9 protein-coding genes are annotated in these 15,772 nt (G+C 62.6%); 1 reads left to right on the plus strand and 8 read right to left on the minus strand.

Annotation, left to right across the window (positions count from 1 at the left end; all coding sequences use genetic code 11):
• Positions 1-1,739: 1,739 nt before the first annotated feature.
• Positions 1,740-4,757: an autotransporter outer membrane beta-barrel domain-containing protein gene (locus C1722_RS08100; RefSeq protein ID WP_146040625.1), complete on the plus strand. Its 3,018-nt coding sequence runs from the start codon at positions 1,740-1,742 to the stop codon at positions 4,755-4,757.
• A 132-nt stretch (positions 4,758-4,889) separates the two neighbouring features.
• On the opposite strand, the gene C1722_RS08105 is transcribed toward C1722_RS08100, so the two are convergent.
• From C1722_RS08105 to C1722_RS08135, 8 genes are all read right to left on the minus strand, one after another.
• Positions 4,890-5,330, minus strand: coding sequence for a PaaI family thioesterase (locus tag C1722_RS08105; protein WP_102378777.1), 441 nt, complete (start codon positions 5,328-5,330; stop codon positions 4,890-4,892).
• A gap of 16 nt (positions 5,331-5,346) precedes the next feature.
• Positions 5,347-5,667: a C40 family peptidase gene (locus tag C1722_RS17390; protein WP_244902494.1), complete on the minus strand. Its 321-nt coding sequence runs from the start codon at positions 5,665-5,667 to the stop codon at positions 5,347-5,349.
• On the minus strand, positions 5,664-6,596 hold the full coding sequence (locus C1722_RS17865; protein WP_425319375.1) for a coiled-coil domain-containing protein: 933 nt from the start codon (positions 6,594-6,596) through the stop codon (positions 5,664-5,666). Before C1722_RS17865 ends, C1722_RS17390 begins: the two co-directional genes overlap by 4 nt.
• A gap of 158 nt (positions 6,597-6,754) precedes the next feature.
• Positions 6,755-7,852, minus strand: a complete 1,098-nt coding sequence (locus C1722_RS08115) for a coiled-coil domain-containing protein (RefSeq protein ID WP_102378779.1) — start codon at positions 7,850-7,852, stop codon at positions 6,755-6,757.
• A gap of 112 nt (positions 7,853-7,964) precedes the next feature.
• Complete coding sequence (locus C1722_RS08120; protein ID WP_244902495.1) at positions 7,965-11,072, minus strand: EAL domain-containing protein; 3,108 nt, start codon at positions 11,070-11,072, stop codon at positions 7,965-7,967.
• Between the two features lie 30 nt (positions 11,073-11,102).
• Positions 11,103-12,566, minus strand: coding sequence for an extracellular solute-binding protein (locus C1722_RS08125; protein WP_102378780.1), 1,464 nt, complete (start codon positions 12,564-12,566; stop codon positions 11,103-11,105).
• Between the two features lie 225 nt (positions 12,567-12,791).
• On the minus strand, positions 12,792-13,946 hold the full coding sequence (locus C1722_RS08130) for an ATP-grasp domain-containing protein (protein WP_102378781.1): 1,155 nt from the start codon (positions 13,944-13,946) through the stop codon (positions 12,792-12,794).
• Positions 13,943-15,772: lysylphosphatidylglycerol synthase transmembrane domain-containing protein (locus tag C1722_RS08135; RefSeq protein WP_425319348.1), on the minus strand; the 1,830-nt coding region annotated here is incomplete at its 5' end. The genes C1722_RS08135 and C1722_RS08130, both read right to left, overlap by 4 nt.

Here is a 15,772-nt window from a genome sequence, read left to right on the forward strand (position 1 = left end):
TTATTGCGCTGCACGGCCCCGACCACAAGCGGCGCACCGCCGTCACCGTATTGGAAGCGTTCGCGAAACGATTCCTCCCTTGACGGCTTTAGCCGAGAAAATCGCGTTCAACCAGCAACTTTCTTGAATACCGTAGACTAAACCCCCCGTTTACCTTATTATTATATGACCGAGTTGATTATATATTAAGGAAAAGCGATGAGACGAAATCTCCTGACAGCATGCCTGGCGACCGTCCTCGGCGCCTCTCTGTGCACCGCCCCCGCCTTCGGCACCCCTGCAAACGGCAGCGAAATCTCCACCCCCCCCCCGAACCCCACGTCGCTAGAGGAGCCATCGCCTCAAACCGAATCGAACCCCGAAGAACCGATCGAACCCGAGCCCGATGAGCCGACGGCGTTCGACGGACCAGGGTCCGAGCTCCGAGACAACCCGTCCGCCGCAGACGATGACGGGCGCAGCGGCCTTGCTTTCCCCAATGCGGCAGGCGAGCCCCAGGATACGTCGAGTGCGACATCGGAGGATTCGGCGGATACCGTGCTCCTTATCGGGGACGGCCAGCCATACGCAGGCTTCGCCGAGGCGATCGAGGCCATTCCCTCGGCAGATGCGGGCGACGTCGTCTTCAAGGTGACAAGCGATCTGTACCAAGACTACCGCGAGTACCTTTCGCGCGCCATTGCCTTCGAACTGCCGACCGACCGCGGCATAACGTCCTTCACGATCACATCCGATGCGACAGACACGGTTACCGTCGGCAACGCGGGCAACGGCTTCTACAGCATCCACCTCTACACCTGCGGTATCGCAACCACCATCGAAGCGCCCCTGAAGATGAACGCCTACATCTACGGGGGCGCGAACGGCACGCCCCTCTCGGCCGATACGCGCATTGCCGTTTGCGAAGGCGCTCACGTTTCGCGCATCTACGGCGGCAGCCTGAACGCCGATCTCGCCGGCAGCTCGACGATCGTCGTGGGGGGCACGGCGGATGCCGCATTCGGCGGATGTCGCGCATACGCGTCGGCCGACGGCCTACCGAGCGCCTCAGCCGTCATGAGCGGCTCTTCGAGCATCTCCGTCACCGAGACGGGAAGCGTCAAAGCGGTATACGGGGGCGGCGAGGCATGCTTTCCCGACAGCGGAGACGCGCCGCTTACGGCAACAGCCGACCTGAACGGCTCAACGTCAATTGCGATCGACGGTACTAACGATGAGGCGTACGGGGGAGGCAGCGCAGGCGCAGCCTCCATCGCGCTCGACAGGCTTTCCAACACGACAGCTGCGGCCAACGTTGCCGGCGACTCCGCCATCGTCTTCGGGGCAAAGGCGCAGGCCTTCTCCTCTTCATCCTCGTTCAACAAGTTGAAGGTTTGGGGAGGAGGCCTCGCGACAGGGACGAAGCTCGACTCGAATCGCGCCACCGCCGATGTACTCGGCTGCGCGCGCATCACGGCGCTCGAGGACGACACGGCGGCCCTGGGCCAACCGAATGCGAAAGCATTCTCTCGCTTCTACGGCGGGGGGTGCGCACTTTACCGCAACGCACAGGCCAGCGGAGGATCAACCGAGATAAAAACGGCCCGCTGCGGGGGGGGAGCGGCAGCAGGCATCAACGGGGGCGGCGATGCCGGCAACGGGGGCACCGCTGACGTTNGGAATCGGCAGCAGGCATCATCGGGGGCGGCTATGCCGGCAACGGGGGCACTGCTGACGTTCTCGGCACGGCACGCGTCGAGGTGTTCGGCTTCGAAGGGCAGCGGTCGGGATACGAAAACGCAAACCTCATCGCAGGCGGCGGTCTTGCCGAGAGCAATGCGGACGACTGCGCCACATCTGCCAAAGCGGGCTCGACCGAAGTGGTCGTTCATGCGAGCGCGAACCTCGTGTCGGGCAGTTCGACGGGCATGAACATCGTCGGCGGCGGCATCGCAAAAGGCAATAAGTGCTCGGCCGATGTAATCGACGGCGCCCGCATCACCGTCGATTCCGACACCCTCGTCTCGCAGGGCATCGTAGGCGGGGGCATCGTCTGGGGCAGCGAATACGACGGTCGCCCGCAAGGAGCTCGCAACGCATCCGCCGATGTAGGTGCAACATCGATCAGCCTCGGAAGCGGCACTACGGTAGGCGGCCTCTTTGTGGGCGGCGGGTACGCCTACAAAGAGGCACTCAACAGTACGGCGAACGTGCGGGACAATGTCGAGGCCACCATCGAAGACGGCTGCACGCTCAACGGCAACTTCACGGTTGGCGGCGGCATGGCGAATGCGGCGAACGACTGCGAAGCCGTTGTCGAAGGAAGCGTTGCGACCACCTTCGGTAGCAACGTTTCCACGAAATCGTTCGTGGGCGGCGGGTTGGCTTACAACAAAGCGAACAACTGCACGACGAGCGTTCGCGGATCGGTCGATACGGCGTTCGACGCGAATTACACTATGACGGCAGGCCAGTTCATCGGCGGCGGATACATCTTCTACAACGCTACCGACTGCACCTCTGCCGTGCAATCGGTTCGCACGGCCATGGGCGACAACGCAAACCTCACCGGGAAATGGATCGCCGCGGCGGGACGCATCGCCTCGAACTCGACGGGGGACGCCCGCACGGGAACCGACACCGTCGGCAGAGCCGTCGCATTCGAGGCCGGAAGCGATTTCAGCGCGTACGTCTTCTCAGCGGGCGGATACATCGACGGCGCCATGTCGGGAGCAAGCACCGTGGAGGTTGGAGGCAACGTAGCAACATCGTTCGCCGGAGGCGACATCAAGTTCTATTACGGCGGTGCGTACCTGAGCGGCTCGAACGGCAACGGCGCCATCGACGGCAACGTGGAAAGCAGGTTCAACGGCTTTTCCTTCCCGTCGCAAGACGGCACCATGCCAAAAGCCGGATCGGACATCACGGGCGATGCGAAGATAGTTTTCGAAAATACGACGCTTGCCTCAGGCTACTCCGCATCATCCGCTTCGAATATCGGAGGCGACCAGATAGTCAACTTCCTCGGCACTTCCACGCTCAGCGACTTCGTCTACGCAGAGCACGACAGCGGCGTGCTGATCATCGAAATAGGCGACGACGAGGGCACGCCGACTACGGCCACGATGAGCGGCATCTACTCCCCCAACCATATCGGCGAAACGAACGTTCTCATCCACACGGACGCCACGCTTGTTCCGAACACAACTTCAGCCAACGACAGCGGCGCTCCGTACCACCTCATGGGCGTTTATGACATCGAGCTGGAAGAGGGCGGAAACCTGCTCACCTACAACGAGCACCCGACAACCATCTACGGCAGCTTGAGGGAGGCATCGTCGGCCGACGGGGAGCACGCGACGATCACCATGCCCGCTAGCGCCGCCCTCTCAAGCGACGAGCACGGCGCAGGCACCCTCGAGGGAAATCTGACGATACGGCCCACGGGCACCGTAGCAGACGGCATGGTGCTGCTCGATTTCGACGGGTCGAGCGACGGCACCGCTTCGCTCGACAGCGAAGCAGGCAAGACACGATACCTCGCCCCCGACAGAGAGACGCAGCCGGGACGCACGCGCTGGACCATCGCAACGGGCACCGCCGTCACGGTGAAGCAAGCCGATCACGGTAGAATCGATCCGGGGGAAGCATCCCTCGGCAAAGGGGAGCCCGTCACCTATACATTCACGCCCGAATACGGTTTCCGGGTTGAAAGCGTGCTGATCGACGGCGAGCCGATCGCGGATTCCGGCGTGACGGACGGCCGCACGGTCACCTATACGTTCACGCCGTCGGGCAGTACCTGCGAGGTATCCGCCGTATTCGCAGCTCTCGAGAAAGAAGACCTGCACGACGAGATCGCAAAGCTTCCCGACTCGTCCGGCAACCCCGTCACCGGAAAAGACGATAGGAACGCCATACTCGACGCCAAGCTCGATTACGAAGCGTACATCGAGGCCAACCCCGATACGCCCCTCGATCCCAACGTACTCGACAAGCTGCACGAAGCCCTGCTCCGGCTACCGGAAATCGAAGTGGAGATCGTCGTTGAGGCAGCAGTCGATGGAACCGTCGAAATACCTGAAGACTGCCTGCACCGCTTCGCGTACCAGCTCGACCGAGACGAAATCCAAGCGCTTCGCGACGGCAGCGTCGAACTCCTCAAGATACAGGCCGTCGTCGACGAAAACACGTCAGAGCCCCAAGCGGGCGAAGACGCCGCCCTATCCGCTGCGCTGGGCAGCGGCTGGGCCCTCGGCAAGCACTTCGATGTGAGCGTCACGAAGCTGGTGTACGGGAAGAAGAGCGACGCCGAGCCCCTGTCCAGCGAACCGCTGCACAACCTCGAAAAGGGCATCACCATGACGTTTCCCATCCCCCCTGAACTCGCTGCCCCCGAGGGGGTTGCGCGAACCTACGCCGTCGTGCGCGTCCACCAGGAAGACGACGGCGGCTGGGAGGCAACCGTGCTCGCGGACGAGAACGGGGCCGACCCCTCTTCGGTCACCATCACAAGCGACCGCTTCTCCCGCTATGCTATCGTCTATCGGGAAGATGCGGTTTCGAGCGATCCGATACGGCCCGGTAAGCCGATGTCACCCGGAAACCAGGGTGACCCGGCCACCGAACCCGCCTTCGAACCGAACGGGTCGCGCGGCAGCACGGGAAGCATCGCCGCCGTCGGCGACCGCACGCCCGCTTTCGGCATCACGGTCGTCGGCGCCGGTGCGATCGCCTTGCTCGGTATCGCCCACCGCATACGAAAGCGCATTTCCTAGCGCTCGAAAACGACGTTGAGGGCAGAGGACCCCGCTTGCGTGCGCACGTTCGGCGCCAAGCGGGGTTCGTCGTTTCAGGAGACGGGCCAGTCCTCCGGGGCAAATACACGCACACGCTTGCGCAAATGCCGCCTACGCCCGCCCTGAGGCCTTGGCAGCCGCGCGCTCGCGATCCTTTTCGGCGAGGCGTTCGAGCGAGACGATCTTGGTCACCACAACGCCTTCCGAGAGGATATCGCCCTCGTCGTCATAGGCGGCCACCTTCCAGAACTGCTTCGACCCCTCGACGCGATCGAGTTCGGCAACTCCTGTCGCCGTACCGCTTTTTCCGCTTTTCCGATGGCGCACGTGCACGTCGATGCCGAAAGGCCGTTCGCGATCGAGGTCGGCGAGCTTCCCCGCCGCAGCGCTCGCGGCTGTTTCGAGCAGGGCGATGGTCGCTCCCCCGTGCAGGAACCCGTAGGGCTGGAGAACACGCGGGTCGATGGGCATAGTGGCAACCGCCCGGGCAGAAGAAAGCTCGGCATACTCGATGCCGAGCGTTGTGATGAACCCTGGATCCGCCGCTTCCATGGCGCTTCGAGCCAGCCTAGTAGCGAACGTAGATCATTCCGGGCTGAACGCCGCCGATCACGACGCCCTGACCGGGCGATGCCGCATGGATCATCTGGCCGCCGCCGATGTAGATGCCGCAATGCGCCTCGTTCACCGCGATATCGCCCGGCTGCGGCTCGTACACCTCCGGCCAGCCGAGGAAGGTGTAGGTGGAGCCGAGGCGCGAATAGCTGCCGGTCAGGCAGTAGCTCACGAAGCCGGAGCAGTCGAACTGCCCGGGTGCGCACGCGCCCGAAACGTACTGGCCGTTGCCCACGTAGCTGTAGGCGCGGTCGACGACCGCGTTGCCGGTCACCGCGTTGTAAGGGGGCTCGACGCCCGGATTGCCGGGGTTCGACGAGCCGCCGCTGCCGCCTCCCTGCGTCTGGTTCTGCGCGTTCTGCTCGATGGCCTCCTGTGCAGCCGCGGCACGCGCGACCTCCTGCGCGGCCTGCTCTTCGGCGAGCAGCGCNCGGCACGCGCGACCTCCTGCGCGGCCTGCTCTTCGGCGAGCAGCGCAGCCGCTTCGGCGCTGAGGGAATCGTAGGTTTCCTGCATGGCCGTTGCCGCAACCTCGGCCTCTTCCTTGTGCGCGCGGGCCTCTTCGGCCTTCTCGGTCGCGAGAGCTTCCTGGCGGGCGTATTCGGCCTTCTCGGCCTCGATCCGATCGTTCAGCTCCTTGGCTTGTTGCACCATATCGGCATCGTTTTGGTTGAGCTTCTCCAGAAGATCCCAGCTCGTAGCGAACTCTTCGAAGCTGGCGGCTCCGAAGAGCAGATCGAGGAACGTCAGGCCGCCGTTGCGGTACATGCTGTTCGCACGGTCGCCGAGCCTGCCCTGCAGATCGGCTATTTCGGCGTTGAGTTCGTCGATGCGCGTCTGCGCATCCTCCATGCCCGCCTGGGCTGCGTCAACGTCGGCGAGAGCCTCCACGTAATCGTTGGATGCTTGGTTGAGGTTATCCTGCAGCGAATTGAGCGTAACGAGCGCCGTCTGCGCTTCGGCTTGCTTATCGGCCGCCGTCGGCTCGGCGAATGCGAGCGCGGGCATTCCGAGCGACACCGCAAGCGCTGCGGCGATTGCAAGCCTGAACGGACCCTTGAGACGATGCTCCCCTTGATTCCCCATACGACCTCCCGATCGGAAACTCTCGTTGAGAGATATGCTTTCGGTAGTGTACCAAAGCAGCGGCGATTCCATCCGACCGTCGCGTGAATGCCTACAGTAAGCCCACAGCAGCTTCATGCCGACGGGGCACGTCCGCACGCCCGTAGGCAACCGTCCCGCTCGGCTCGGGCATCCTGCGCACCGAGGCCGAGGCTCCAAAGAGAAAGCCCGCGTATGCGGGCTTTCGGTGTGCCGTATCGCCTGCCCCGTTCACCGGGACGCGGGAGCGACGTGCTCTAGTAGCGGACGAAGATCATGCCGGGCTGCACGGAGCCGATGACGACGCCCTGGCCGGTGCCGGCCGCATGGATCATCTGGCCGCCGCCGATGTAGATGCCGGTATGGCCGGAGTTCACCGCCACATCGCCCGGCTGGGGATCGGATACTTGCGGCCAGCCGAGGAAGGTGTAGGTGGTACCGAGGCGCGAATAGCTGCCGGTCAGGCAGTAGCTCACGAAGCCGGAGCAGTCGAACTGCCCGGGTGCGCACGCGCCCCACACGTACTCCGCGTTGCCCACGTAGCTGTAGGCCCGGTCGACGACCGCGTTGCCGGTCACCGCGTTGTAGGGGGGCTCGACGCCGCCGGTGCTTCCGCCGGTACCGCCGCCGGTGTTCCCGCCGTTGTTGTTCTGGTTCGACTCGGCTGCGGCCTGTTCGATCGCGGCCTGCGCCGCAGCCGCGTCGGCGGCTTCCTGCGCAGCACGTTCCTGCTCGAGCAGTTCGGCCGCTTCGGCGCTCAGGGAATCGTAGGTCTCCTGCATGGTTGCAACGGTTGTTTCGGCCTCTTCTTTAATGCGCTTCGCCTCGTCGGTCTTCTCGGAGGCGATGGCCTCCTGGCGGGCGTATTCGGCCTTCTCGTCCTCGACCTGGAAGCGCAGATCCTTGGTTTGCTGCACCATATCCGCATCGTTTTGGTTCATCCTGTTCAGGAGCTCCCAGTTGGTGGCGAACTCCTCGAACGTCGCCGATCCGAGCAGCAGATCGATGAACGAAAGGTTGCCGCTGCGGTACATGCTGTTCGCGCGGTCGCCGAGCTTGCCTTGCAGCTCGGTTATCTGCTCGTTGGCCTCGTCGATGCGGGCCTGAGCGTCTTCCATGCTCGCCTGAGCTGCTTCGAGTTCGTCGAGCGCCGTGAAATAATCGTCCGATGCCTTGTTGAGGGTATCCTGCATCGCGTTCAGCGAAGCGAGCGCCGTCTCGGCCTCCGCCTGCTTATCGGCCGCCGTAGGTTCTGCGAACGCCATAGCGGGCGCTCCAAGCGATATCGCCAGAGCCGCCGCAAGAACCGTGAGAAACGCGCCCTTGACGCGACTTTGCGCTTTTTGCTCTCTCATACAACCTCCTGATTGAGCGTCTTTTCGTAGACACACTAGGCGGTAGCTTATCAAAGCACCGCCGAATCGGACCAAATTTGAACCCAATGCCTACAGTAAGTCCACAGAGGTTTCACGATCTCTCGTTAAGCCTTCTGATGACGTCTCCCATGCCGGCGTCCACATCGGAGGGTTCCGCCGAGGGCTTCCCGACCGCGAACCCCTGGATGTAATCGACTCCGAGCTCGATAACCGCAGCGAGCTCGGATTCGGTTTCCACGCCCTCGGCGATAACGGAAACGCTGCGGTCGTGAGCGTATCCGAGCAGAGACCTCAAGATGTCCTGGCGGTTCACGTCCGAATCGATGCCGCGAACGATCGACATGTCGATCTTGACGTAAGACGCCTCGAGCTCGAGCAGCGTCGCATCGCCGTTGTAGCCCGCACCGAAATCGTCGATAGCCAAACTCGCGCCCCAGCGCCGCGCCAGCGATTCTTTGTAGCCGAACAGCTCGCGTCCGAAATCGCCTTCGGTGATCTCGATCACCAAACGCTCGAGCAGCGGCCCGAACCGGCACTCGATATCCTGTTCGTCTTCGAGCGAAAGGCTCTGCGTGCCGATGCTGTTCACGAACAGCTTGGCGCCGGTTCCCGGATCGCGCTCGACGAATATCGAAAGCGCGCGGAAGAAGGTCATCTGCTCCACGCGGTAGAGCTTCGACTGCATACGCGCAAGATCGATGACGATGGCGGGCGATTCGAACGATTTCAGCAAGGGGCGCATGAGCGCCTCATACGCGAAAACAGCGCCGGTGCGCGCATCGACGATCGGCTGGAAGTAGTAGTCGACAAGCATCTCGTCGAGGAGCTTGTTCAGATCTTCGCGCTTGTCGAGCAGCGACGACTGGATGTCGTAGTGCTTTTTCTCGAAGAAGCACAGCTCGCCCTTGCGGTAGTGCTTTGCCGTGTACATGGCAAAATCGGCGAAATCGCGCAGTTCGTCGTACTCGACGGCATCGCGCGGGTACAGCGCCACGCCGATGGAGCCGCGCACCTTGAGCATGCGCCCATCGGGCGCCTCGATCACGGTTTCGCCCAAACGCCTCTTCAGCTCCCCGAACCGCGCGGTCGCCTCGGCCTCGTTCGAGCAGCTGCGGATGAACACGAGGAACTCGTCGCCCGAGACGCGGGAGCAGAAATCCCCGTCGCGCACGATCGACAGCAGCGCAGCGCCTGCAGCCTGGATGTACTGATCGCCCCAATCGTGCCCGAACGAATCGTTCATGAATTTCAGATTGTCGAGGTCGAGCATGCCCATCGCGGCGAACCGCAAGTTTCCTTCAGCAAAGATGCGCACGAGCTCCTGCTCGAACGCACGACGGTTCAAAAGCCCGGTCAGAATGTCATGATCGCGTTCGTGCTCGATGCGCCGCCTCGTACGGATCTCGTAAGTGACATCCTCCACGATGCCGACTGCGGTTCCCTCGTCCGCGTTTTCGGTCACCACGAACCGTAAAAAACGATCGCGATGCGGCAGGGCGATGATCTTCGCTCCCTGGGCATCGTCTTCCGAATACGGAGCATACGCCCGCATGAGCCGCTCAAAGCTCTCCGCGGGAAGGGTGCCGCGCGTAAGATCGCTTTGCCTGATGTCCTTGGGCGCATCGGGGAAATCGAATGCCCCGAGCGTTTCGAAGAACCGATCGGTGTAGGTGATCTCGAGCGTCTTGAGGTTGCATTCGAACGCGCCGACCGCATGGTCGGACAGCGCCATGATGCGCGACAACCGCTGCCCGGCCGCCGCAAGACCCGTCCCGAAGAAGCTGATGGAGTCGGCAAGTTCGTCGATCTCGCGCACGCCGGTTGCCCTGAACACGAACTTGTCGGCCTCGTCGGTCGAGCGGCCTTCCCCGACGCCGCGTACTTCATCCATAAGGCGGCGCAGACGCGACGAAGAGAACCACGCCGTCAGCACCGCGAGCAGGACGCCGGCCCCGAACGATGCTCCGAGAATGGCGAAAAGGTTCGATTCGAGCGACTCGGATGCGCGGAACAGCGTCCCTTCGGGCACGAGCCCCATGAGGTACCACTGCTGCGAGGAAAACGGGGAATTCGCATCGTAGAGCTTGATCATGCTCGCATCGGCAACCGCGGCCTCCCTGCCAACCGACTCGTCGGCAGACGCAACCAGATAGCCCCGATCGTCGGCGGAAACCGTCAACGATCCTCCCCCGACGTAGATGTTCTGCACGGCGCCGGTGGACGATACGACGTCGAAATCGAACGGCTCCCCCGGCGCCGTTTGCGCATCGGACGAAGCGAAACCCGACGACGCGTCGCCGACAACCAGAAGATAGGACCCTTGTCCCGCATCGTCGAGATCGCGGTACGGGAAGTACGTGGCAAGGCGGTTGGCGCTCACTTCAACGCCGAATACGCCGAACACCCGCCCGCTGGCATCCTTGACGGGAATGCTGTAGGTGATCGAACGGTTGCCCGTGTCGCCGATATCGACGGGAAGCCCCCAGTAGCCCAAATCGTCGGCTGCCGCGTTGGGAAATGCGCGAGCGGCCGCAAGCGGCTCGGTGAAGAAGGCCGAGCCGTCTTCACCCGACGGCATGGTTAGCGTTGCCTCCCACGAGCTTGCAAGCGCTATGTCGGTGCGCTTCGCCAGACTGATCGGGCATGCGGCAAGCAGCAGATCGGAGTCGTTTTCGAGATTGACGTCGGGATTGGAATCGAGGACGTACAGTGCGCTGCGATTCGCCGCCTCGCCCTGGGAGCCGTCCTCGGCACCATCCGCCAAGACGAAGTACGCGCCATCAATCTCCGAGCGCCTGACGAACGAGATCACATCATCGGCCGCCCGGTCGATGATCTCAAGTGCCAGGGGGGAGGCGGCGCCGATATCGGATGCATCCGCCCCATGCTCCGAGAGCACCGCCGAAACGGTGTCGGCGAGTTTTTGCGCCGTCTCGCCCGTCTCGGACCAGCGCATCACCATATCGTTCTCGAGGTACCCCGCACGGCTGCTCACCCGTTCGGCAAACAGGTTGTAGGTGTCCTCCTCGAGCATGGTCAGGCTGTCGCTGCGCAGGATAACGAAGTAACAGACGATCGCCTGCACCACAAGCGCCACAACCAGCGGGGCAACAACGAGCGCACGAAACGAAATGCCTCGTTTCGAGAGGGGTTTCGGCGCCTTCGCCACGTCGCTTTGCTGTCGTTTCGGTTTACCCATGCGATCCTTCGGGGGCGATGAGCATGATCGCTATGCGCTCACCGTTGCCATAAGGTCTGCCGTAAACGATTCGAGCCATGCCTCGAAGTTCTCGTCGGTGTTCAGGCGCGCCACGGCCTCCTCGCGGCCCTCTCCCGCCGCGACCGCCTCGACGACAACGGCGCGATCGGCAGCCGCTTTGTCGGAAAGCGAGTTCTCGAGCACGACGCGGGCCTCGACGCCGCCTTCGAAGGGAGCGTTGGCATACACGCCGTCAGAGACGGTTTGCAGCGTCGCTTCAAGGTTGATGAGATAGTTTTCGTGCGTTTCCTCCATCTCGTTTGCAGCAGCCGCGATATTCTCGTAAGTGCAGGCCTCTTTGGTTACGGGAATATAGCCCGCCTCGATGGAGAAGCTCGTGTTCTGCTCCTTCTCGGTCAGCCACTTGAGGAATTCGACGCAAGCGAGCTCGGTGCGCTCGTCGCTCTTCGTCACCACGAAGCCCGCTCCTTGCTGCGGAGCGCAGGCAACGCCTTCGGCGAAACGCGGTGCCTCGAGCGCACCGAATTCGATCGGATAGCTCGTCTGATCGTCGACGGTCACCTCGGAGGGAAAGTACACCACCGAAGAGGACGACCCGAGATAGCTCACCAAATCGCCGGTTTTTATGGCATCGGAACGATAGCGGCCTTCAGCCGAAAAGTACCCGTTGACGAAGGGTACGTAGTAGTTGTCCCATAGGGAGCGCATCGTGTCTTTGTCGATATCGGGCGTGCACACGCCGTCCTTCACCGCAAACAGCTCATGACCGAGCTGCTTGGAGCCGGTCAGCAGGTAGTTCGCGATCGAGTCGCGACCGAAGAACGGCTTGCCGTCGTCAGCTTCGGGCGTTTGGGCGTCGGTCCATTCGTAATAGCGCTGCGCGAGCGCCGTGATTCCCTCGATCGTCTCGAACTCGTCGAGCGTCGAGCCGGTCTCCTGCGCGAAGACCTCCCAATCGGTCATGTTGATCTGAATGGTTTCGGTCGCCTTGCTGATGGGCAGCACCTTCAGCCCCCCGTCGCCCGCGAAATCGCCCTCGGCGAGGAAGCTGTCGATGAACGCGTTCTTCTCCTCGGCGGTAAAGTACGGATCGAGATCGGCCACCTTGCCCATGCCGTCGATGACGAACGCCGTATCGGAGTACGAAAGGAAGATGGAGGGCATCGGAGCCGAACCGACGAGCTCCTCGGCGGAGGCCGTCACCGCAGCCGCCAGATCGTTCACGCCGCCCTGGCTCGCATGGGTAACCGAAACGCCGATTTCCTTGCCTTTGGTGGCGTTGAAGTCGGCGATGAGACCCTCGAACGCCTGTTGCTGATGGCCCGCGTAGTAGGTCCACACTTCGACCTGCACCGGATTGGCGGGGTCGAGCTTCTGCTCCGTTGCCGCTTGTTCCTGCGGCGACGAGCACCCCGCAAGTACGAGCAGCGCCGACAACGCAGCCGCAACAAACGTACGCGTACCGATTCGCATAAGGTGATCCCCCTGTCCTCGAAGCGAAAAGCACCTAGGGCTCTCCTCGCCGCTTTATACATGACTGCAACAGTAATATATTCGCATCATTGTAGACTATACCAGAGAAATCCGATCGGAAATCGGCCAAACCATCGGTGGAATCGGCGGTAACGCACGAGCGAGGCTCCGCCTCGTGCGGAAACCTCGCTCGCATGCCAGCGCGTATGCCGGGTAAAACGGCAGCTAAGCGGTAAGAAACTCTTTGAAATCGGTGTTCACGAGAAACGTGCGTTCCGAGGGGTCGTCCTCGTCGGTTTCGAAGAAGAGGAACCCGAAACTTGCAGTTGCCCGATAATCCATCTTGCGCAGCGCGAGCACATGCGAGAACTTCGCGCAGAACGCATCGTAATCGAACGTCTCGTCGCCGGTGAGATCGGACGGGCAGCCGTTGAGCATCGACATGACGTAAAGCTTGCCCGCCTTGCCTTCGGCAAGCGCATCCCAATCGAGAGCGCGGTCTTCGAGGTAGTATTCGTAGGTCCTGAACCCATAGGCGTACCAGCTGATATCGGTACCGCCAAGCCCGGCGAAGCGCAGCGGGTTGAATTCGATGGGGCGAATCACGCCGTCCTGCACGCGAACCTCGACGTGCACGGGGAAATTCTTCGCACCCACGTACCCGTTCACACGATCGAGCCATGCGGTGAACTCGGGGGCCATCTCGGATACGATACGCGCGCTCGTGCAGTACAGGCGGTCGCTCGTGTCGGCGGGCGAGGCGAAATCATGGCGGAGCACGTCGAGCACATGCGCTTCGCCCTCGGCGTCGAAGAACGCGTCGATGGCGTACTCGGTGCCTTCGATGTAGCCTTCGAGCACAAACGAACTCGCTCCGATCACGCTCTCGGGATACATGTCGTGCCAGGTTGCGGCGTTGCGGTCGATATCGTCAAGCGCGGCATCCCAATCGTTTTCATCGGCGATCGGGTATACGCCCACGCTGCAGAAGCCGACCGAGGGCTTGAGCACGAACGGAGTCTTCAACGACGCGAAATCAAGGGAGCGCAACTCGTCGGCCGTGCAGGTCATGAAAAAGAAATCGGGGTCGAGCGGAGCGAGCACGCGCCGCATGAGCGCCTTGTCTTTGAACACCTCGATGGGATGCACGACGGCTTCGTTTTCCACGTGCTCCGAAATCCACGCAAGCGCGTTTTCCGAGGAGGTGTAGAGCCGCTCGCCCCCCTCGATGCGGCGGATCGCCTCGTCTTCGGGACACAGCACGATGTCGTGATCCGCAGCTATGCTGCGCGCCATCCGGTTGTCGAGAACCGGATGGCCTGAATCCTCCAACCATTCGATCAGGGTTTCTGAGACGAACGGTTCCTCGAGCATGATCATCGAAAATCCTCCTTATCGTCGCCCGCGCTTTCGTTCGGGCGTGCTGTCGGTGCAGAGCTGTGCGTTCTTCGCTTCAAGCGTTCGGTTCGCGCATCGCGCTCGGCCTGGCCTCGGGCCGGTTCGCGCTGCTGTTCCGCCATCCTACCACGCGCCGAATGCGGGTCAAGGTCGGCCGTGTCGAGAGAAGCCCGCCGACGGGCGCGGTCGCGTTCGGCGCGCTTCGCCGCGCGCCTTTCTGAAACGGCGCCCCGGGGAAACGGCGATTTAGCCTCCCCCGTCGCAGTAGCGAGGCTTCCCTCGTCATGAGCCTGCTGCCGTATGGTCGCTCCTGTCTGGGCCTTCTCCTGCCACGTCGGCTCAGGCGCCTTCTCGAAACGGCGACTGCGCTTTTCCCGCACGCCCTCGCCTGCAGCTTGCGCCGATGCGGCGTCCTGTGCCCCCGGATGGCCCCCCTCCGCCTTTCTCGACCGCCGTCGGGGCATCTGGAGAGGGCGATCGAACGCCGCGCGCTTCCAGAACAGCCACAACACGAGCACGACGATGGCCGCGGCGACCTTCGCGGTATCGACGAAGAGGAACTCACCCCCCGCGATCAGGATGAGCAGGGTCACCGACAGCGCCCACGCCGTGCGGAACCGCAGCACGAGCCCTGCCGCCAGAACGAGCAGGACCACGCTTCCCCCGATGAGCACGGGACCGGTCAGAAACGAGCCGATGTCGATCCACGAGGTGAGCGCGCTGTAGGGTTCGAACGATTTGGGAATGAGCGAAAGCCCGATGTTCACCAACCCGACGATGCCCACGAGCGTTCCCGAAATCCAACCGATGTCCTTTGCGCGCTGCTCTTCGGTCGCATTCTTCTTACCTGCGAAGAACCCCGATTGGGAAAGCAGCACCGCGCCGATGCAGAACGGCATCCAGAACATGATGCCGCGGTACACGAGCGCGATGGCGGTAGCCGTCGCAAGCGAGCACCCGTGCGCCGTCAGTATCGCCGCGATGGCGGCTTCGACCACGCCCACGCCCTGCGGCGTGGGGCTCAGGATGACCGAGATGGCGGCAACGGCAAACGCGGCCACGAGCGCCGAGACGTTCTCGAATCCGAACGCGTAGCCGATGGCCACAAGGCACGCCATGTTGAGAACGGCCGAGAACGACGCATAGCCCACGGTGACGAGCGTTCCCACCGGGTTGTGCGCGAGAATGCCCGCCGAATCGATGAACGAGCTCGCCGTGCGCCTGCCCCACCCGGGCTTCATGCGTTTCTTGAGAATGCCGAGCACCCGATTGACGAGCTTCTCGACGATGAGAAACACCCGAAACAGCACGCGCGGCTTTTTGTACCCCACGACGAACATGCTCGAAAGAACGAGGAGCACGCCCGCAAGCAGCAGGCCTCCGATGAGGAAGAGCGTGTTCATCGTACCCGAAACGAGCATGGTGACAAACCCGATCACCGATATCACGAGCACGGCGGCGAAGTAGCCGATCTGCGAGAGAATCGCGCCGCTCGTCGCGGTGCCTGCATCGGCTCCCCTGCGATGCGCGTCGTCGATGATGAACGCCACGCCCGTTGCTCCCGAAAAGAGGCAGAACGTGTTGATGAACACCAGCGAGAAGATGAGCACGATGTTATGCCAAAGCCCCGTCTTGAAATCGACTGCCGCAAACGCGGCGTCGTAGGACAGCGCTTGGACGATATGGCGGGCAAGCATGAGAACGATGGAAACCGCAATGGGCAAAAGGGCGCCGGGTTGCAGGGGGCGCACGAACTCCGCAAGGGAATCCGCGGTGGGAATGAGGACGCAGCACGGCACGAAGCCCCA

This window comes from Raoultibacter timonensis, assembly GCF_900240215.1.
Lineage (GTDB): Bacteria > Actinomycetota > Coriobacteriia > Coriobacteriales > Eggerthellaceae > Raoultibacter > Raoultibacter timonensis.

What these genes read in the sequence shown, in the direction of transcription:
- C1722_RS08105 (WP_102378777.1), bottom strand. Translation starts at nt 5,330, where the DNA reads ATGGAAGCGGCGGATCCAGGGTTCATCACAACGCTCGGCATCGAGTAT.
- C1722_RS08115 (WP_102378779.1), bottom strand. Translation starts at nt 7,852, where the DNA reads ATGAGAGAGCAAAAAGCGCAAAGTCGCGTCAAGGGCGCGTTTCTCACG.
- C1722_RS08120 (WP_244902495.1), bottom strand. Translation starts at nt 11,072, where the DNA reads ATGGGTAAACCGAAACGACAGCAAAGCGACGTGGCGAAGGCGCCGAAA.
- C1722_RS08125 (WP_102378780.1), bottom strand. Translation starts at nt 12,566, where the DNA reads ATGCGAATCGGTACGCGTACGTTTGTTGCGGCTGCGTTGTCGGCGCTG.
- C1722_RS08130 (WP_102378781.1), bottom strand. Translation starts at nt 13,946, where the DNA reads ATGATCATGCTCGAGGAACCGTTCGTCTCAGAAACCCTGATCGAATGG.